Source organism: Acidovorax sp. GBBC 1281 (assembly GCF_028473645.1).
GTDB lineage: Bacteria > Pseudomonadota > Gammaproteobacteria > Burkholderiales > Burkholderiaceae_C > Paracidovorax.
The window spans coordinates 3,926,498-3,948,079 of sequence record NZ_CP097269.1; the positions used below are offsets into that span (position 1 = coordinate 3,926,498).

Sequence of the window (21,582 nt, forward strand, 5' to 3'; positions counted from 1 at the left end):
AGGAAATGGCAACCCATGGGAGTCCAGAATGAACGGCAACAACAGACATACCGCGCTCGCCCGGACCCAGGCCAACTCGTCGAAGTGCGCCGTCGGCAGTGGGTGGTAGCCGAGGTCGATGCGGCCGGACTGCAGACCGGCACACCTCAGCACTGCGTCACGCTATCGTCGATCGACGAAGATGGTCTCGGCGAAGAACTCGAAGTGATTTGGGAGATCGAGCCGGGTGCCCAGGTCATCGAACGGGCTGGCCTGCCTTCGATTACCGGACAAGACGACTCAGCCACGCTCGATGCCTTCCTCGACGCCGTGCGATGGGGCGCTGCCACCAACGCTGACCGAGGATTTCTTCAAGCTCCGTTCCGCAGCGGCGTCAGCATCGAGGATTTCCAACTCGACCCGCTGGTGCGCGCCATCGACATGGCTCGCGTCAATCTGCTCATCAGCGATGACGTCGGCCTCGGCAAGACCATCGAGGCTGGTCTGGTCATTCAGGAGTTGCTGCTGCGGCATCGTGCGCGCACTGTTTTGATCGTCTGCCCCGCGTCTCTTCAGGGGAAGTGGCGCGTCGAGATGTTGGAGAAGTTCGGCCTTGACTTCCGCGTGGTGGACACCGATTACGTGAAGCAATTGCGACGCGAGCGCGGCATTCACGCCAATCCGTGGACTTCCCATCCGCGCCTCATCACGTCGATGGATTGGGCCAAGGCCGGCGAAGGCCTGCGTGCAATGCGCGACGTGCTTCCCTCGCAGGTCGGCCACCCCCGCAAATTCGATCTCCTGGTCGTGGATGAGGCGCACAACGTCGCGCCCGCCGCTGGCGCGCACTATGCGCTGGAAAGCCAGCGTACTCGCTTCATTCGCGCCATCGGCCCGCACTTCCAGCATCGCCTGTTCCTGACCGCGACACCGCACAACGGCTACACCGAATCGTTCACCTCGCTGCTGGAATTGCTCGACGACCAGCGTTTCGCACGCAATATCCTTCCTGACGAAAAGCGCCTGAGTCAGGCGATGATCCGCCGCCTGAAGAGCGATTTGGTCGATGCGCAGGGCAACCCGTTGTATGCCCGACGTACCTTGCTGGTGCTCGAAATACCGTACACGGCGGAAGAACGCGAAATTCATCGCAAGCTAGACGACTACTGCGTCAGCCGTGAGAAAGACGCCGGGAAGGCTGGCAGTGGGTTTGGCACGGCCTTCGTGAATCGCCTCCTCAAAAAGCGTCTTCTCTCATCGCCCGCGGCATTTGCATCCACTGTCGAGAAGCACGTCGCATCGCTGTCCGACGTCCGGCCCGCAAAGACGGACACGCTGGCCGACCGAATTCTCTATAAGGCCATCCTGAAAGCCGACGAGGACTATGCCGACGACAGCGAAGTCGAGAACGCCCAAGCCGAAGCCATCGAGGAAGCCACGCGCCGCTCAATGCCGCTAACACCGGAGCAGCGGGCGACACTGAACGATTTGCGCGAGTGGGCGCAACGCGCCCGGAATCAGGCCGACTCCAAGGCCCAAGCCATCCTCGACTGGCTCACCACCCATCTCAAGCCCAACGGCGAGTGGAACGACCGCCGGGTGATCCTGTTCACCGAATACCGCACCACGCACCAGTGGATTCATCAAATACTCGCCGGCCACGGTTTCGGCGGCGAGCGCCTTGCCCAACTCCACGGCGGCATCTCCCAAGAAGAACGCGAACCCATCAAGGCGGCGTTCCAAGCGTCTCCGCAGGATTCGCCCGTCCGCATACTGCTCGCCACCGATGCAGCGTCCGAAGGCATCGACTTGCAGAACCACTGCAATCGGCTCATCCACTTGGAGATTCCCTACAACCCCAACGTGATGGAGCAACGCAACGGGCGTATCGACCGCCACGGCCAGCGCGAGAAAGAAGTGCTGATCTGGCACCCGGTCGATGGCGACGGCGACAACGGCACATCGGTCGGCGGCCACGGTGAGGACATCCTGCGCGCTTTGCGAAAGCTGGATTCGATGCGTGCCGACATGGGCAGCGTCAACCCGGTCATCGCGCCGCAGATGTCCGGCCTCATCGAAGGCTCGCTAAAGGACTTGGACACCCGCTTGGCCGAGGCGCGAATCGCTCGCGCCAAGAACTTCATGCGCGCCGAACGTGAATTGAAGGAACGCGTCACCAAGCTGCACGAGCGCCTGCTCACCACCAAGCAGGATTTCCATCTCACGCCCGACCACGTCTCAATGGCTGTGAAAACCGGCCTCGCGCTGGCGGGCCGTCCGCCGCTGGAGCCGTTCGAACTGGCGGGCGCACCCTCAGGCAGCGTCTTCCGCATGCCCGCGTTGTCCGGCTCGTGGGCACGCTGTCTGGAAGGGCTGCGCCACCCGCACACCCAGAAGATGCGGCCCATCACCTTCGACCACGCCGTCGCCAGCGGCCGCGACGACGTCGTTCTCGTCCACCTGAACCATCGCTTGGTGCAGATGTGCCTACGCTTGCTGCGCGCCGAAATTTGGGCGCAGGACGACGTGAAGAAACTGCACCGCGTCACCGTCCGCACCGTGCCGGAGGCGCTCGTAGATGGCCCCGCCGTAGTGGTCGTTTCTCGGCTGGTCGTCACTGGAGGCAACCATCATCGACTGCACGAGGAACTGACCTTGTCGGGCGGCTACCTGCGCGATCAGTCCTTTCGCCGCGAAGAAGGCGTCGCCCGCGTCCAGCAGTGGCTGGATGAATCGAAACCGATCACGGCGGCCCCGTCCCTGTTCGATGCATTGCGCGTCCGCTTCGATCGTCAGCAGGACGCCATCCTGAAAGCGGTAGATGCCCGTTCCAAAGAACGTCTCCGCTACCTGAGCAATACGCTTCAGACCCGCAAGCAGCAGGAAGTCAGTGACATTGGCACCGTGCTCGACGAACTGGAGAAGGCGATCCAGTCCGAATTGAAGAAGGGCGAGCAGCCCGAACAGCTCACGCTCTTCACCGAGGACGAGCGTACGCAACTGCGACGCGACATCGCCGCGCTGGAAGCACGTCTCGCGCGCATCCCCGACGAGCGCGGGATCGAGACGCAGGCCATCGAAGCCCGCTACGCCAACCTTGACGACCGCACCTTCCCAGTCGCGGTGATTTTCATCGTGCCGGAAGGCAGCACGAGATGAGCCGCGGAGTTCGTCACTCGCTATCTGGGTTTACGCTTGCCGACGATGCGCGGTTGTTGGGCGAAATCACCGACGCGGTTGCATCGACCGGGATACAAAGCACACGCACGACCCAAGTCGAGACGTGGAAGACCCAGATCACTCTTCTTAAACGCTGTGCGTATGATCTAATCGAACGGCACGAGGCGGCCAATGACTGGCACTTGATCCTCGAGTATGAGCTGCCGCGTCGGCAGAAGCGCCCGGACGCGATCTTGCTAGCTGAGGACGTGATTCTGGTAGTCGAGTTCAAGGTCGGGGCCACGTCTCACGACGCGTCGTCCCGCTGGCAAGTAGAAGATTACTGCTTTAACTTGCGTGACTTCCACGGTGAAAGTTCCGGGCGCGCGATCGTGCCAGTGCTTTGCTCCACGGCCGCGCCAAGTGTCACCAGTTCGCCCCCCATTTCGAACTCGCGTGTAGCGCCCACACGGCTCACGAATGCCGGCGATCTAGCTAACGTACTGCTGTCGGCCTATTCGACGCAGCACGATCTCGATAGCGTGCCCATCAATGCCGACACTTGGGTCGACGCGCCATATCGCCCTACGCTGTCAGTCATCGAAGCAGCTGAACGCCTTTACGCGAACCACGATGTTCGCGAAATCAGCCACAGCTACGCCAGCAACTTGGACGCGACGACGGACCTGCTGGCGGAGGTGATCAAAGAAGCACGTGCACAGAACCGACGTTACGTGTGCTTCGTCACCGGCGTCCCGGGCGCAGGCAAGACGTTGACGGGGCTCAACGTCGTCCATGACCCATCCCTACGTGCGGAAGGCGGCCCGTCAGGCATCTTCTTGTCCGGCAACGGTCCCCTGGTCAAGGTCGTCCGAGAGGCTTTGGTGTTGAGTCAGCAGCGCGCTGGGCGTCGGCGTCAGGACAGTGCACACGAAGTCTCCACCTTCATCCAGAACGTTCACCAGTTCCTGCGCTATCACCGCGAGCACTCCACGGCTTTGCCACACGAGCATGTCGTCGTCTTCGACGAGGCCCAACGTGCATGGAATCGCGAGCAGATGCAGCGCAAGCAAGGGGTAGACCGTTCGGAAGTCGCCGAACTTTTCGACGTGATGGAACGCCTGGACGGGTGGGCCGTGATCATCGCGCTCGTCGGTGGCGGACAAGAGATCTTCCTCGGTGAGGCGGGGCTGGAGGAATGGGGGCGAGCCGTCGCCGTTCGGCCTGATTGGCGAGTCGTCGCTTCTCCTGAAGTAATCTCCGGGGGATCCAGCGTATCTGGACACCGCTTGTTTGCTGATGGCGTTCCCCCTGGCATCGAGTTCCAACCGGAGCCATTGGCGCACCTGAGTGTCGGCGTGCGGAGCTTTCGCGCTCAACGACTGGCAGAGTGGGTCGATGCAGTGCTCACCCTCGATACCGAACGCGCACGGTCTCTGGTGCCGGATCGGCGTGAGTTCCCGCTCCATTTCACTCGAAATCTCGAAGCCGCTAGAACCTGGTTGCGTGCGAGGAGCGACCCGGGCAATGGCCAGCGCGCAGGCTTGATCGCCACTTCGGAGGATCAACGTCTGCGCGCCTACGGCCTAGAACGCTCCAGCGCCTTCCGTCTGGACTACTCGTTCGAGAAGTGGTTCTTGATGCAGCCCGCGGACGTCCGTTCGAGCCATGCTCTCGAGGTGGCGGCTTCGGAGTTCGAATGCCAAGGGCTTGAGCTCGACTGGGTAGGCTTGTGCTGGGGCAGCGATCTGACGCCCTCTAATACTGGCGGCTGGGAATACCGCAAGTTTCGCGGCAATGCCTGGCAGCAGGTACGCGGCGACTCCGAGCGTACGTATGTACGCAATCGCTATCGGGTGCTGCTCACGCGCGCACGTCTCGGTATGGTGATCTGGATACCTGAAGGCAAAGCAGGTGACTCGACGCTCGACCCGGTCAGACTCGACCGGGTCCGGAGTTTGCTTGAGGCGGCCGGCGTGCCAGAGCTCCGACAGGAATTCGAAGGAGCTCAGGCATGAGCCAAAGCAATCATCACCACCACTGGCTCTCGCTCATCGAGATTTCCGGCCCGTTCCTCGCCGTTCCCGTCCTGAAGGAAGTGTTCCCGCAAGGGTTGGAAGAACTCGATGCGGCCAAGCGCAAGCGGCTGCGGCAAGCCTATGACGAATGGCGCGAGGCGCTGGAAACCGACGATCCCCGCTTTGCCGAATTGCACGCGGCATGGATCGACGAAGTGTTGTCACGCGGACTGGAACTCGACGACGACGGTCGGGGCGACGTGCTCAGGCAGGGAGACTGGTGCGCCACTCACCTGACCGTCGCGCTGGCCGAACACGGCGTCAGCCTGTCGCCCGACTTCGCCGTCGTCGGCAATGGCGACGCGCCGCTGATGCTCGTCCACGCTTGCGCGCAGGACGTCGATCTCGACGCTACCCAGAAACTGGGCGGCTGGGCCAGCACGCCAGCGGAACGCATGGTCAGGCTCTGCCGCGCCACGGGCTGCCGTCTCGGCTTGGTCACCAACGGCGAGCGCTGGCTGCTGGTCGATGCACCGGTGGGCGCGGTCACCACTTTCGCCAGTTGGTATGCGCGCATCTGGGTGCAGGAAGCTGTCACCCTGCAAGCTTTCGTTCACCTCTTAGGCATCCGGCGTTTCTTCGTGGATGAAGCGGAACGGCTGCCCGCGCTGTTCGACCGTTCGCTGAAGTTCCAAGACGAAGTGACCGACGCCTTGGGCGAGCAGGTGCGGCGCGCGGTCGAGGTGCTGATCCAGTCGCTCGACAAGGCCGACCAAGACCGCGACCGCGAACTGCTGCGCGGCGTGAAGGAAGCCGAACTCTACGAAGCTGCGCTGACGGTGATGATGCGGCTGGTTTTTCTGCTTTCCGCCGAGGAGCGCGGCCTGCTGCTCTTGGGCGACGAACGCTACGAGGCGAACTACGCGCTCTCAACCCTGCGCATGCAGTTGCGTGCCGAATCAGAGGAGATTCTGGAGCGCCGCTGGGATGCATGGTCGCGCCTGCTGGCCGTCTTCCGCGCCGTGTATGGCGGCATCGAGCACGAAAACCTGCGCCTGCCCGCGTTGGGCGGTTCGTTGTTCGACCCTGATCGGTTCTCCTTCCTCGAAGGCCGCGCGAAGGGCTCCGACTGGCGCACCGACGTCGCCAAACCGCTGCCCATCGACAACCGCACCGTCCTGTTGTTGCTCGAAGCCATTCAGCAATTCCAAGGGCGCACGCTGTCATACCGGGCGCTCGACGTAGAGCAGATCGGCTACGTCTACGAGGGCCTGCTGGAACGCACTGTCAAGCGCACCGCCGAGGTAACGCTGGAACTCGACGGCACCAAGAGCGCACAGTCGCCCTGGGTCACGCTGGCCGAACTCGAATCCGCGCGGTTGGACGGTGCCGCGCGCTTGGCCGAACTGCTCCAGCAGCGTTCCGGCAGTTCTGCCAGCCGCGTGCGCAACGATCTGGCCCGCCCCGTGGATGATGCGCTCGCCGACCGCGTGCTGACGGCCTGCCACGGCGACATGGCGCTGCGCGACAGCATCAAACCCTTCGGCCATCTGGTGCGCACCGACCCGTGGGGCTACCCGCTGGTCTATCCCGCCGGAGCCTTCATCGTCACCACCGGTTCCGACCGGCGCGAGACCGGTACCCACTACACACCGAAATCGCTCACCGAGGCCATCGTCGTCGAGACGCTCACGCCCATCGCCTACGTCGGCCCGTCGCAGGGCACGCCCCGCGCGGAGTGGGCGCTGAAATCACCCGCCGAACTGCTCGACCTGAAGATCTGCGACCCTGCGATGGGTTCGGGCGCGTTCCTCGTGCAAGCCTGCCGGTGGCTGGCCGACCGGCTGGTGGAAGCATGGGCGCAGGCCGAGGCGCAGGGGCACACCATCGGCATCGACGGGCGTGTGTTGGACGCCGGCGTCAACGTCGAGGCGCTGCTGCGCGATACCGAGGCGCGCACCATCGTCGCCCGCAGCCTCATCGCCGAACGCTGCCTCTACGGCGTTGATCTGAATCCGCTGGCGGTCGAGTTGGCCAAGCTCTCGATCTGGCTGGTGACGCTGGCCAAGGGCCGCCCCTTCGGCTTCCTCGACCACAACCTGCGTTGCGGCGACAGCCTGCTGGGCATCCATCGGCTGGATCAGCTCACGCAGCTTTCGATGAACCCCACCGGCCAAGGACAGCTACGGCTCTTCGGGCAGAACATTGAGCAGGCCGTGCGCGAGGCCATCGAACTGCGGCAACGGTTGCGCGAAATGCCCATCCGGGACATCCGCGACGTGGAAGCGATTGCGCATCTGGACGCCGACGCGCGCCGCAGGCTCGAAGTGCCGGAAAGCATCGCGGATGCGTTCATCGCAGAAATTTTCGCATCGAGCGGCAATGGCGTGGGACTGAAAAACACGCTGGCCTCGCTGACCATCCAAGCCGGGCAGGCCATTGATGGCGACCGCGACGTGCTCATCTCGATGCGTCGGAGGTCGGCTGCCGCGCTCTCGGCCGATCTGCCCGCCGACAAAGCTGCGCGTCGCTCTTTCCATTGGCCGTTGGAGTTTCCGGAGGTATTCGCTCGCGAACGTGGAGGCTTCGATGGCATCGTCGGCAATCCACCCTTCTTGGGAGGAAAGCGCATCACCGGTGTTGCGGGCACTGCTTTCCGCGATTGGTTGGTCGCTCACATAGCCGAGGGGCGGCGCGGCTCGGCGGATCTGGTCGCCTATTTCTTTCTGCGCGCTTGGCCCCTGATGCGCGAAGGTGGCGGGTTCGGGCTGCTCGCGGTGAACACCATCGCTGAAGGCGACACGCGGCAGGTCGGGCTGGAAGCGATGGTTGGCGCAGGTGCTGTCATCCATACGGCCTACCCGAACGAACCGTGGCCCGGAAAGGCAGCGGTCGTCACAAGTCGCGTGCATGTCCACAAAGGTGAGTGGTCGGGTGAACGCTCATTGCTTGGACGACCAGCTTCCTTCATATCGGCCTTCTTGTCCGACCGTGAGGAATGGAGTCCCAAAAGACTGAAGACCTACGAGCGCACCACATTTCAAGGCTCGGTTGTGGTAGGGATGGGCTTCGTCCTCACGTCTGAGCAAGCTCAGGAGATGCTTGATGCAGATCCTCGCAATCAAGATGTCGTCTTTCCCTATCTGAGTGGCGAAAATATCAATCAAGACCCGATACACCAGCCGAGCCGCTGGGTAATCTGCTTCTGGGATTGGCCCGAAGAGAAGGCGCGCTCTTACAAGAAGCCTTGGCGATGGATTGAGGAGCAGGTGCAGCCCGAGCGTCAGCGATGCAATGAAAACGGTGAATATGTATTGCGAAAGCCACTACCACAACGGTGGTGGCAATACGGTGATAAACGACCCGGCCTTTACCACGCAGTCGGACGAGGGAAACTGTTCGATCAGCATCCCGATGGCTGGAACTCGGAAAAGAAGCCACACGGTGAGGTTCTAATCTCAGCACTCGTTGGTAAGTATTTCAATCCACCCGTCGTTCCAAATGAAGCTATCTTCAATCACAAATGCATCGTCTTTGGCGGAGCCAATGCCAATGCGCTCGCCGCATTCTTCAACTCGTCGCCGATACAAGCATGGGTCTGGAAGCAATCGGCCCGTTTGAAGCTGGATTTAAGCTTTTCACCCTCAGATGCCGTGGAAACCCTCCCGTTTCTGGCGTCAGATGTACTGGACTCGTTCGAGGCGCTGGGACGGGAGTACCTTCGAGCGCGCTGTGAGGTAATGACCGATGCCGATAACCCGATAGGCCTCACCAAGCTCTACAACCGCTTTCACACCGAAACCGAACGCGATCCTCGCATTGAAGCGTTACGCGTATTGCAGCGCGAAATGGACACCGCCGTCGCGCACGCCTACGGCTGGAACGACATCGACCTTCGACACGGCTTCCAAGAAGTTCCGTACCTGCCTGAAAACGACCGCGTCCGCTTCACGATCTCGGAGACTGCGCGCGTCGAAGTGCTGCGGCGGCTGTCGGAATTGAACCGCCAGCGATACGAGGAAGAAGTCGCGCAGGGTCTGCACGGCAGCGCCACGCCACGCGCTTCGACCCGTGCCCCGCGCGTCAGTCGCACCACCAATGCCACAGCGGCCCAGCCGTCGCTCGACTTCGGGGCAAGGACCGCCGCGAGTGCCAATGGCGCAACGCCGACCACGGCGATCCTCGGTTTCCTGAGCGCACGGGACGACTGGCACGCCAAAGCCGGCATCCTCGCCGCCACCGGCATCACGGACGGCCAATGGAACGCCGCGATCACCGACCTGATCTCCAGCGGCAATGTCGAGCGCCACGGTGAGCGGCGCGGCGCACGCTACCGATTTCTCGCAGGGACTGGTGAATGAGCGAGCAGCGCTACCCTGAAGATTTGGCCATCTCGGCTCAGGATTTCACCAACTCGGGCTGGAAGGAGGCACTGGACCAATCACCGCGCGATGGGTATCCATCAATGTGGCAAGCATTCTCTGCCGCTGCCCGCACGGCAATGGACGAAGGCAACGCAGAGCGTGGGAAAGTGCTGTGGTTGCTGGCCGATGCCTGCTCGATGATGCTGTCGCCGTCGAGCCAGAATGAACCATTCAAGCCATTCATGGTGATGGGCGGACAGCGCTCGGTGATCCCTGATGATTTGAGCGACACCGATATTGGATTCTTCGCCGACGTGGTCGATGCGATAGACGATATCTGGTTGAAGGCACGTCTCGCCGACTTGGTTTGGCTGAAGAAGACCCCGCGTGATGCCTCGTTTGCTCTCAAGGCCATCGACGCTTACCGATCCATGCCGCTTGATGCGGAAACCTGGATTCATGGTGGTCGTGACTGCTGGCCTAGAGCCATCAATCTGGTGCGGATGCTCAAGGCTGGCGCTGGGGATCGGTTGGCAAAAATGGAAGCGTCGATCATCGTTGCTTTCAATGCAGCAACGGAGGCCGACGGGTTTCTTAGAATCTGGTTGGCCGACCTTCTGAAGTCGGGCGGGTTGGGGAGAACGCACCGCGCCGATTTGGCCAAGAAGTTGGAAGCATTGGGCCGTGAGTTCGATCGACAAGGCGACCTGCACAGAGCGCGAGAGTATTTTTCCGCCGCTGCCGAGTGGTACGGCGTCGTCCCAGACGTTGCCAAAGCTGCCGAAATGACGGCGTCAGTCGCCGAAGGTTGGGTCAAGGAAGCCATCGCTCAGGCTTCGTCATCCAGTCCGAGCCACATGGTTGCAGCCAGCTTCTACGAAAACGCCATCCAAACCTATCGAGCCATCCCCAAAAAGGAACGCGCTGCGCATCGAGTGGATGAGCGAATTGCTGAGCTGCGAACCCATCTGAACGACTCCGGGCAGAGGTCGTTGGGAGAGATGGGCGTCATCAGAACGCCTGGTGTCGATATCACGGAACTGGTCGAGAACGCACGAAAGTCGGTTGCCGGAAAGCCTCTCCAGGAGGCTCTGCTCTCGTTTGCGAATATCCATCAGGGGGAGAACGTGGAGAACCTGCGTAAAAGAGTCGTGGGGCGGATGCGGGATTTTCCCTTGCAGTTCTTATCTTCGGCAACTGTGATGAGCCCAGATGGGCGGGTAATTGCGAAGCGCCCGGCAATGGGCTGGGGGAGTGAGCTGACGGCGAGCGACGAAATTGCCATCCGTGCGGAGATGGTTCGTGACTACGGCATGTTGGTGGGCATCGTAGTGCAAGGTCATATCTGGCCTGCGCATGAGGTTCTTCTGCTGGAGCACCGGTTACGTGAGGCCGATTTCATCGACTTGGCTCGCCATTCACCCATCCTTCCAAAGGATCGCGTTGGGCTTTTCGGGAAGGCTCTGTTTGCAGGCTACGAGCGCGATTTCGTCACAGCACTTCACATCCTCATTCCCCAGATAGAGCACATGGTTCGTGTGCATCTCAAACAAGCGGGGGCCAAAACCACGAATCTCGACAAGGATGGCATTCAGAACGAAAACGGGATGAGCACCTTGATGGATCTTCCGGAGGTCGAACAGGTGTTTGGCAAAGACCTGGCCTTTGAACTCAGATCGCTGTTCTGCGACGCGTTCGGACCGAACCTACGCAATGAACTTGCCCATGGGCTACTTAGCGAGAGTGCATGTCGGTCACCATTTGCCATCTATGCGTGGTGGTTGACGCTGCGACTGACGTTCAATACGTGGTGGAACGCGGCGCATGCAAACGAAATTGAGGACGGACTAAATGGAGACTACTGATAAAAAGTTCGAGATGACCGTCGATCTCAACGTCCTCGAACATCTCGGCATTAATCTCTACAGCAACATCGCTGCCGTCCTGACCGAAGCGGTGGCCAACGCATGGGACGCGGATGCGTCGAGCGTTCGGGTTCGCGTCGATCCGAACAACGAATGGGTCGAAATCGAGGACGACGGCATCGGCATGTCCGTCGATGATTTGAACGGCAGGTATCTGCGTGTCGGCTACCGCCGCCGCGACGATGAAGATGCGGAACACGGACGCAAGACAGCCAAAGGCCGACCCGTGATGGGTCGCAAGGGGTTGGGAAAGCTGTCTCTCTTTTCCATTGCCGACGTCATCGAAGTGCAATCCGCCAAAAACGGCGATAGGCACGGCTTTCGTATGACTGTGCCGGACATCAAGAAGGCTGTCCACGAAAAGCAGAAGTATCACCCTGAACCGCTTGCGCGTGATGTGCTCACGGTGACGCAGGGCACGAAGCTGGTGCTGCGCGAGATCAAGCGGCAACGGCTCGGCAAGGGCGTCGCCGCGCTGCGCAAGCGTCTGGCTCGTCGCTTCTCGATCATCGGTCAGGCCAATGGATTCGACATCGAGATCGACGGCCTGCCCATCACGGCGGCGGATCGCGGTGACTTGCCCAAAGTCCAGTTCCTTTGGACCTTCGAGGGATCCGAGCCGGAAGCCAATGCCATCTCGCACGTCAAAGAACGCGAATCGCTCCCCGCACGGTTCGAAGCTTGGGATTCAACCTGGCGAGTGAGTGGCTGGCTCGGCACTGCGCGCAAGCCCAAGGATCTCGACGATGACGAAGCAGGTAATCTGAATGGCATCGTGGTTTTCGCTCGAGGCCGCCTGTTCCATGAGAACGTCCTCGACCGTTTGAACGACGGTCGGCTCTACACCAAGTACCTTACGGGCCAGATCGAGGCGGACTTCCTGGACGATGATGATCAGCCGGACATCGCCACCAGTGACCGGCAGCGAGTGCAGGAGGACGATGAGCGATACACCCAATTGATCGCATTCCTCAGGTCACGGCTCAACCAGCTCGAAAAGCGCTGGAATGAATGGCGCAGGAAACATGAGGTGGAGAAGGCCAAGGAAACCTCTCCGGCGCTGGCCGAGTGGTTGGAGACCCTCCCGGAGGGCTACCGAAAGAGTGCCGAGACTCTGATCGCTAAATTGAGCGCGCTGCCGGTAGACGACGAGGACGACCGCAAGCTCATGTATCGGCACGGCATTCTGGCTTTCGAGCGCATGAAGCTCCGTGGCTCGACGGAAGAGTTCGTGACGAGCGTGGAGAGTGCCGACCGGCTGCTGGCCGTGCTCGCGGATCGCGACGCACTGGAAGCCTCACTGTACCGTGACATCGTGAAGTCGCGTCTGGACGCAATTCGCGACTTCCAGACCATCATCGACGAAGACGCGAAGGAACGGGTGCTCCAGAAGTATCTGTTCGACCATCTCTGGCTACTCGATCCGGCGTGGGAGCGTGCCACGGGTAGCCAGATCATGGAGTCCCGCCTAACGACCGAAGGCGTCCTGGTTGCAGACCTGACCGAGAAAGAACGTCTGGGCCGCGTGGACATCGCCTATCGCACGCAGGCGGGTAAGCACGTCATCGTCGAGCTCAAAAAGGTCGGCCGCAAGATGGGATTGCTCGAACTTGTCGAGCAGGGCCAGACCTACGTGGACAAGCTCAGGAAGATTTTGCGTGAGCAGAACGTGGCGACGCCGGACATTGAGGTGATCTTCGTGATCGGCAAGACGGTCGACGAAGAAGCCACCAACCCAGATCGACTGAAGTCGTCGATGGAATCCATCGCACCGGGTAGCCGCATCGTCCACTACGACACGCTGATCCGGGGAGCGCAGGAAGCTTATTCGGCCTACATCGACCAAACCAAGGCGCTGGACAAGCTCGAGAACATCGTGAACAGGATTTGAGGTCTCAGCAGCATGACGACGAGCAAGAAGACCACCGGCAAGAAACTCGCACCAGCAGTGCGAGAAGCCGCGACAGCGCAGGAATACTCGGTCCTACTAGCCGAGGTGAAGGCACGCATCCAGTCCGCCCAATACGCGGCGTTGCGCGCTGTGAACAAGGAACTGGTCGGGCTGTATTGGGACATCGGTCGGCTGATCGTGGAGCGTCAGCAAAGGGAAGGCTGGGGCAAGGCGGTGGTGGCGCAGCTTGCCGCCGACCTTCAAGCGGCCTTTCCAGGTACGGGTGGTTTCTCGGCCTCCAACTTGTGGCGGATGAAGAGCTTCTTCGAGACCTACAGCGGTGCGGAAAAACTCGCACCACTGGTGCGAGAAATCGGCTGGAGTCACAACCTGCTGATCCTGGAGCGGTGTCAAGACCCTCTGGAACGCGAGTTCTACCTGCGCATGACGTGCAAGTTCGGCTGGTCGAAGAACGTGCTCGCGCATCAGATCGACAACCAGAGCTACGAGAAATCGCTGCTGGGCCAGACCAACTTCGACCAAACGCTGACCCAGGCCCTGCGCGCGCAGGCCAAGTTGGCGGTGACGGATGAGTATGCCTTCGACTTCCTCGAACTGGGCGAGCAGCACAGCGAGCGTGAACTGGAGCGCGCGCTGATTGCCCGCATTGAAGACTTCCTGCGCGCGATGGGTGGCATGTTCGCCTTCATGGGCAGCCAGTACCGGTTGGAGGTGGAAGGCAAGGAGTTCTTCATCGACCTGCTGCTGTTCCACCGGAGGCTGCATGCGCTGGTGGCCATTGAGCTGAAGATCGGCGAGTTCGAGCCAGAGTTCGTCGGCAAGATGCAGTTCTACCTCGCGGCGCTGGACGCGCAGGTGCGGCAAGAGGACGAGAACCCGTCCATCGGCATCATCCTGTGCAAGGAGAAGACCCGCACCATCGTCGAATACGCGCTGCGCGACGCGCGCAAGCCCATCGGCGTGGCGACCTATGAAATCACCAAGACGCTGCCGAAGAAGCTGAAAGACCAGTTGCCGTCTCCGGAAGCCATTGCACGCCTACTGGAGAGCATATGAATGGGGCACCCATGAGTGACGCCAACGCGTGGATCGCCGTCGATCACGTTTTCGATACGGATCGCAGGCTCGCACCCTACACCCTCGTCTTGAAGGGCGACCGCTCGCTGTATCAGGCCATCGCCGTGGACGATTGGGTGCTCGTGCTGAACCCGGCCGGGGAGATCGCCCGCGCTGGGCGCGTACTGCGGCTTCGCTCCGGCCTCGAAACCACCACGATCTTCTTCGACCGAATTTCGGTCGCCGACGCTCCGGTTCCGATCTTCAGCGCTTCGCTGACCCCACCGTCGTCGGGCAACGTCGGGCGCATCCAGTGGAGTGAGTTCGTCACGGCTTTGTCCACGGCGCTGCATCAGACCGTGGACGGTGTGCCGTCGATCAAGGATCAGAGCTACATCCGCGAACTCCTGCAACTGGCCGTGGTGGACGATCTGCTCGGCCCGGCGGGCGGCCCGCGCGAGCACATCGTGGACATGAGCGTGCGCGACCGCTATCTGGTCGGTAAGCTGGCACCGCGTGAAGCGGCAGAGCGTGGACAAGAATTTCCAGTTGACCCGAACGAAGTCGAGGACGATCCCAAGGACTTGGTCGTCAAAGTGCAGCAGGAAAAATCTGGTGCTCCCATTCCCAAAGGTTCCCCGGACAGCGAACCGCCTGACGAAATCGACGCCGCCAGCAATCAATCGCTGGTTCCAAGCAGCTTCGGCATGACCTTCTGCGTCGATGGCGACGCTGAACGCATCGAGGTCGAGGCGCGGTGGGGCAGCTACGAGCGCGTGCCCAACGGGGAGCACGAACTGACCCGGCCCAACGGGCAGAAGGCCAAGGTCTGGCAGCGCATTCCCTGCGGCGGGACGCTGGTGCTGCCGCTCACCGAAGGTGGGATTCCGCATCAGGCACCGGACACCGATCGTCCGGCGGTGCGGATTCAAGGCTCCATCCGCGCCAAGAGCGCCAACGGCGACCGCTTGGTGACGCTGTTCCTGATCAACGCGCAGGAAGAACCCGACACCAACCGCGATACGGCGTGGCTGTTCCAGCCGGAACTCATCGTGCGAGCGGAAGCGGAGGTGTCCAAGCGCGCCATCTTCCGCCGTCGCCCCGTACTGGATACCGATGGCAACGACCCAGAGCGCGAATCGCTGGAGATGATCTACCGCAACCGCGTGGAGTTCGCTGTCGGGCACGGCGTCGCCGTCCATGCCGAGACGGCGGACGACCTGACGCTGGCGACTGAGGTACGCACTATCGTGCTGCCGCAGTACGAAGTGCAGGTCACGGAGACACCAGGCCTCGACCCCGCCGACCGTCCAGCGATGAAGGATATGCTGGCGAGTGGCCTGCTCGACATGCAACGGCTCGCCGCTTTGGGCGTCACCGAGTTGGTCGATGCCCTGAGCGTGCTGACGAGGGACTACGCCGCGTGGATCACCGAGCAGCGCGGGCGCATAGGTGCGGACGTGGTCGGGTATGACACGCAGGCCGCGCAGGCGCTGGATCGGTGCCAGGCAATCCAGATGCGCTTGCAACAGGGCATCGACACGCTGAAGAACGACGGCAACGCACTGGCCGCGTTCCGCTTCGCCAACAAAGCGATGGCGATCCAGCGTGTGCGCAGTCAGTACGCGCTGGAAGTGCGGCGCGGGCGTGACGTGACAGTCGATCAGTTCGACCAGCCGAAGAACCGGAGCTGGCGCCCGTTCCAGTTGGCGTTCCTGCTGCTATCGATCCCGTCGCTGGCCGATCCCACGCACCCGGATCGCGTGCAACCGATGGAAGCCCACGCAGACCTGCTGTGGTTCCCCACCGGCGGCGGCAAAACGGAAGCGTATCTGGGCGTGGCGGCGTTCACGATGGCGATTCGCCGTTTGCAAGGCAAGCTCGGCGGCTACGACGCCTCGCGCGGACTGGCCGTGATCATGCGCTACACGCTGCGCCTGCTGACCTTGCAGCAATTCCAGCGCGCCACCGCGCTGATTTGCGCGATGGAGGTGCTGCGGCGCGAGGCGCTCGCCAGCGGCGATTCCGCTTTGGGCCATGAGCCGTTCACCATCGGCCTGTGGGTCGGCAACAAGGTGACGCCGGGCACGACCGAGGACAGCCACCGCGCCATCGAGGACATCCGAAACCCCGGTAGACACCACGCCGGAGCGGCATCGCCCGTGCAACTGACCAGTTGCCCCTGGTGCGGCTCCGACATCGCGCCGGGGCGTGAGGTGGATGTCGATAAGCAGCACGGGCGGACGCTCGTCTATTGCGGCGACAAGAAGGGCCGCTGCGAGTTCTCGCGCGGCAAGTCCAGCAAGTCGCCGCACCCCGGCATCCCCGTGCTGACTGTGGACGAGGAGATCTACCACCGACCGCCGACGATGATGATCGCCACCGTGGACAAGTTCGCCATGATGGCTTGGCGTGGGCAGGTGCGCACGCTGTTCGGTCGTGTGCATCAGGAATGTGAACGCCACGGTCTGTTGTGGCCCGACTGCGATTGCACAGGGAATCACACTGCCGGGAAAGGTCTGCCTGCGGTCAAGGTCAAGAACGTCGCGCCGATCCGTCCGCCCGATCTGATCATCCAGGACGAGTTCCACCTCATCAGTGGTCCGTTGGGCACGATGGTCGGCTTGTACGAATCTGCCGTCGATGAACTTTCCGGTTGGACGCTCGGAGACAAGACGGTAAAGCCCAAGATCGTCGCGTCCACGGCAACGGTGCGCAAAGCCCAGGAGCAGGTGAACAACGTGTTCATGCGGCGCGTGTCGGTGTTCCCGCCGCACGGCTTGGACGTGGAGGACAACTACTTCTCGGTGCAGCGCCCCATCGAGGAACGCCCCGGACGGCGCTATCTCGGCGTGTGCTCGCCCGGCAGCTCGCGGCCCGCGATGCTGATCCGCGTCTATACCGCTTTCCTCACCGCCGCCCAAGCCGTGTTCGACCGCTTCGGCGAACCCGCAGACCCGTACATGACGATGGTCGGCTACTTCAACTCGCTGCGCGAGTTGGGCGGGATGCGGCGCTTGGCCGAGGACGACGTGCAGACACGTTCCTACCGCGTGCAGATGAGCATGGTCGAGCGACCCGCGCTCGCGCAGCGCAGCGTCAACAACATCCGTGAGCTGACCTCGCGCGTTTCCAGTCAGGACATCCCGAAGTATCTCGACCATCTGGAGGTCAAGTTCAAGGCTGCACTCAATGCGGCCACCGGTAAGTTCGTGACGAAGTGGAACGAGGGGGACACCCGCGCCATCGACGTGGTGTTGGCGACCAATATGCTGTCGGTCGGCGTGGACGTGAACCGGCTGGGGTTGATGGCGGTGAACGGCCAGCCCAAGGGCACGGCGGAATACATCCAGGCTACCAGCCGCGTCGGTCGTTCCTTCCCTGGATTGGTCTGCACTGTGCTCACGTGGGCGCGTCCACGCGACCTCTCGCACTACGAGACCTTCGAGCATTACCACGCGACCTTCTACAAGCATGTAGAAGCGCAGTCGGTGACGCCTTTCTCGCCGCGCGCGATGGACCGCGGCCTGACCGGTGCACTGCTTTCCCTGATGCGTCTGGAGAACGACGCCTTCAGCCCGAACGTGGGCGCGGGCGAGCTGGCGAAGTCCGACAAGCCCGAGATCACCGAAGTCATCGACGTGCTGGTACGGCGCGCGTGGAACGTCAGCGAGACGCCCACCATCAAGAATCTGGCCGAGCGTGAGCTGAAGGAACGTGCTGACGAGTGGGCCAAGGCCGTAAGCGTTCCCGGCCGCACGTTGGCTTACGAAAAACGAGGTGCGCAGGCCGCAACGATGGTCGGATTGATCAAGTCGCCAGGCATCCATGCGTGGGACAACTGGACCGTGCCGATGTCGATGCGCGAAGTGGAACCGGGCGTGCGTCTGATCATGAACACGGGACACATGCCGGATGAGCACGGGTGGAAGCCGCGTCCAGTGCAACAGGATGAAGACTGACCATGATTACCAATAGAACACCCGTCGGGGAAGTCCGCCCGAGTCAACTGCTCTGGACATATGGCCCCGGTGCGCTCATCGACCTGCCCAGTCTTTCGGTGGTGACGTTGGGTATCGACCAGTGGGAGAAGGATCGCTGCCAGCCCATCAGTGAGCCACGCCTTCTCGCTGCCGTCCAAAAGGTTCTCGGGCCGCAAGTAGAGAGCCTGCGCATGCCGCCGTTCCAGAAGAGCGAACTCGTCGACCCGTGGTCGGCGGAGGCGAACATCGGCGTCCCCGTGCGCCCGTTTCCGCGCTGGATGCGCTGCGTAAAGTGCGGTCTCTTATCGCCCTTCGACGCGGGACTGTTCGAGATCAAGGAAAGCCGCTTCCGCCCGGAACGCACCCGCTTCGTCCACAAGGGCTGCCGTGGTTCCAAGGGAGACCAACCCGCGAAGGATGCAGATGCCGTTCCCGCGCGTTTTCTCTTGGCCTGCCGCGATGGTCACCTCGACGACTTCCCGTGGCACTACTTCGTGCACGGCGGCAACACCTCGTGCAAGGGTTCGCTGCGCTTCTTCGAGAGTGGCGCTTCGTTGCAAACCGAGAACTTGTGGGTGAAGTGCGATTCCTGTGGGGCTTCGCGCAGCATGGCCCACGCCTTTGGCAAGGCCGGGAAGGAAAACCTGCCGAGTTGCCGGGGCAGGCATCCGCACCTCGACCACTTCGACGAAGAGTGCGACGAGGAAGCGCGAGCCGTTCTGCTGGGTTCGACGAACAGTTGGTTCCCGATCACGCTGTCGGCGCTTGCCATCCCGCAGGCCAAAGACCCACTTGGCCAACTAATTCAGGATGGGTGGGCGGTCTTTCAGGGAATCACGGCAGAGACGATGGTGCCGATCGTGGTGCAGACCCTGAAAGTTACGGGCGGACTTCCCGGCATCGATAAACATTCGGCATCGGACATCTGGGCGGCCATCGAGGCCCATCGCAACGGCGGTGCTCAGGAGACGGTCGGCGAAGCCGACATCAAGGGGCCGGAGTGGGAAGTGCTGACGGTGGCCAACCCGCCTGCCGACTACCCGCACTTCATGAGCAAAAAGGTAGGCACACCCGCGGGCTTCGAGAACCGGATCGCCAGAGTGCTTCTGCTGGAGCGGCTGCGCGAGGTCAATGCCCTATTGGGCTTCACCCGTGTGGAAGCGCCCGAGGAATCAAGTGACCAGAACGAGCGCCCGCAGATGGCAGGCCTCGCGCGCCGCAAGCCGGATTGGGTGCCCGCCAATCAGGTTCACGGCGAAGGCATCTTCATCCAGTTCGACGAAGCGGCGCTGCGGACGTGGGAGGTGCAGGTTGGCGTCCATCGCGTGGACGCGATGCTCAGGGCAGGTCATGGTGGGTGGCGCAATTCACGCCACCTCGACCCGAACGAGGGTTACCCCGGCATCCGCTACGCCATGCTCCACACGCTCTCGCACCTGCTCATCCGCGAACTGGCGCTGGAGTGCGGTTACAACGCGGCGAGCATCAGAGAACGCATCTATGCCGACGTGTCGAGCGCCAATCCGCAGGCGGGCATCCTCATCTACACGGCGGCCGCTGATTCCGATGGGACGCTGGGCGGACTCGTCGATCTCGGCAAGCCCGAGAACCTCGGTCGGCTGCTCCGGCAGGCGCTGAACCGGTCGAAGATCTGTTCGTCCGATCCGCTGTGTTCGGAGCACGATCCGGGCAAAGACCGTTCGTTGCACGCGGCAGCCTGCCATGCGTGCAGTCTGGTCGCCGAAACCTCGTGCGAACGAGGCAACCGATACCTCGACAGATCGTTGCTGGTGCAGACCCTCGACCGAGGCGATGCCGCGTTCTTCGCGGGGCTATGACATGGAAAGGCTGTTGGACGCCGTCACAGCCGTGGTCTCTCTCGTGTCGCCTGAGAAGGTGCGGGCCCTGGCAAGCGCGATTCGGCGGCTCGGGGGCGCGAAGGCGAACGTCGCGCTGTCGGATGTCGTCGGCACGGCTGCGGCCAAAGCCGTCGTCGAGCAGCTCGTCGAAGCATGGCGGGCCACGTCGATCGATTCCGGCGAACTGGCCTCGATGCTGCTCGCCGCCAGCCATGCATTCGAGAACGTGTCGAAGCACCAGTCCACCGAACTCGTGTGGACGGGACCGACGACGCCTTTCGTCTCCGCACGTCGCACCGAGCAGGCGCTTTTGCAAGTTATCGGCGCGGCCAAGCAGACCTTGTTTGTCACCAGCTTCGTGGCTTACGACGTCTCGACCATCGTGAAGGCGTTGAACGACGCGAGCACACGCGGTGTGCGCATCTTGATGCTGCTCGAATCTTCGCAAAATCATGGCGGCAGCATTTCATTCGACGTGATAAGCACGATGCGCGCACTGGTTCCCTCGGCGGAGCTTCACGCATGGCGTGACCGGGCGGCTCCATTCGCCAGCGGACGGGTTCATGCCAAGGTCGCGGCGGCCGACGGAGACATGTGCTTCATCACCAGCGCCAACCTGACCGGCCATGCAATGGACCAAAACATGGAAGCGGGTGTGCTTCTCACTGGCGGGCCACTTCCAAAGCTCTTGCTCGCCCATCTGCAGGCCTTGGTGGACACGAAGACCGTTGCACGTGTTTAGAGCTGGCTCCGGTCGTTGGAACACGCCGGAGCCTCTCCTCGGCCGCTGTTGGAATGGGAGCGTCAGCACGAGCATGCTACGGCCCTGCGCGAAGGCCCAAAGTGGCCGGCGCGTCAACGATGCCCGAAGCAGGTGGAGCTGCCAACCCCAGCGGGTGTATGCGAGATATGCAACATCTCAAGCGTGCGGAGGGTGGTTCAAAGCTCCAAGTTTTCAAAGCCCAGACGATGTAAAATCATCTAATACGCCCGATGGCTTCCTCGTAGAACGAAGGTGGAACTGGGCAAAAGTATTAGAAGCTGATTCCGAAAAATCCAATCAGAATCAACTACTTAGCTCCCTGAACGCAGCGGACTCTTAATCCGTAGGTCGAGTGTTCGAGTCACTCAGGACCCACCACTTATACAAGCCGCAAGGCAAAAAAAGCCGACGCTATCAAACATAGCGCCGGCTTTTTGCATTTCCGCCGCCGCTTCGTGGAAAGCACCCAGCACCTCTGCATTCCATGCACGCCACGGCGTCCTGTCGGGCAATCCCTCCGGCAGTGGGCGCGTTCTGCCTACAGCCGCCGCCGCTGCGTGCGCC

General features: G+C 62.0%; 9 protein-coding genes. All 9 read left to right on the forward strand.

All coding sequences use genetic code 11. From position 1 onward, the window contains the following. Positions 1-15 precede the first annotated feature (15 nt). From drmD to drmC, 9 genes are read left to right on the forward strand one after another with little or no spacing between them, the layout of a single operon-like run. Positions 16-3,138: a DISARM system SNF2-like helicase DrmD gene (gene drmD / locus M5C96_RS18400; RefSeq protein WP_272564581.1), complete on the forward strand. Its 3,123-nt coding sequence runs from the start codon at positions 16-18 to the stop codon at positions 3,136-3,138. Further along, a complete protein-coding gene (locus M5C96_RS18405; RefSeq protein ID WP_272564582.1) occupies positions 3,135-5,156 on the forward strand; it encodes a DUF2075 domain-containing protein in 2,022 nt (673 codons plus the stop codon). Before drmD ends, M5C96_RS18405 begins: the two co-directional genes overlap by 4 nt. Further along, entirely contained in the window at positions 5,153-9,517 is a 4,365-nt protein-coding gene (locus tag M5C96_RS18410) for an Eco57I restriction-modification methylase domain-containing protein (RefSeq protein ID WP_272564583.1), read from the forward strand. The genes M5C96_RS18405 and M5C96_RS18410 overlap by 4 nt, the downstream gene beginning before the upstream one ends. Continuing rightward, on the forward strand, positions 9,514-11,385 hold the full coding sequence (locus tag M5C96_RS18415) for a DUF4209 domain-containing protein (RefSeq protein ID WP_272564584.1): 1,872 nt from the start codon (positions 9,514-9,516) through the stop codon (positions 11,383-11,385). The genes M5C96_RS18410 and M5C96_RS18415 overlap by 4 nt, the downstream gene beginning before the upstream one ends. Before the next feature lie 13 nt (positions 11,386-11,398). Next, positions 11,399-13,336: a BbrUII/HgiDII family restriction enzyme gene (locus M5C96_RS18420; protein WP_272564585.1), complete on the forward strand. Its 1,938-nt coding sequence runs from the start codon at positions 11,399-11,401 to the stop codon at positions 13,334-13,336. Between the two features lie 12 nt (positions 13,337-13,348). After that, positions 13,349-14,413: a PDDEXK nuclease domain-containing protein gene (locus tag M5C96_RS18425; RefSeq protein ID WP_272564586.1), complete on the forward strand. Its 1,065-nt coding sequence runs from the start codon at positions 13,349-13,351 to the stop codon at positions 14,411-14,413. 11 nt (positions 14,414-14,424) lie between these two features. Continuing rightward, positions 14,425-18,375, forward strand: coding sequence for a DISARM system helicase DrmA (gene drmA / locus M5C96_RS18430; protein ID WP_272564587.1), 3,951 nt, complete (start codon positions 14,425-14,427; stop codon positions 18,373-18,375). Between the two features lie 2 nt (positions 18,376-18,377). Then, on the forward strand, positions 18,378-20,234 hold the full coding sequence (gene drmB / locus M5C96_RS18435; RefSeq protein WP_272564588.1) for a DUF1998 domain-containing protein: 1,857 nt from the start codon (positions 18,378-18,380) through the stop codon (positions 20,232-20,234). A 13-nt stretch (positions 20,235-20,247) separates the two neighbouring features. Next, positions 20,248-20,997, forward strand: coding sequence for a DISARM system phospholipase D-like protein DrmC (drmC, locus tag M5C96_RS18440; protein ID WP_272564589.1), 750 nt, complete (start codon positions 20,248-20,250; stop codon positions 20,995-20,997). Positions 20,998-21,582: the final 585 nt, after the last annotated feature.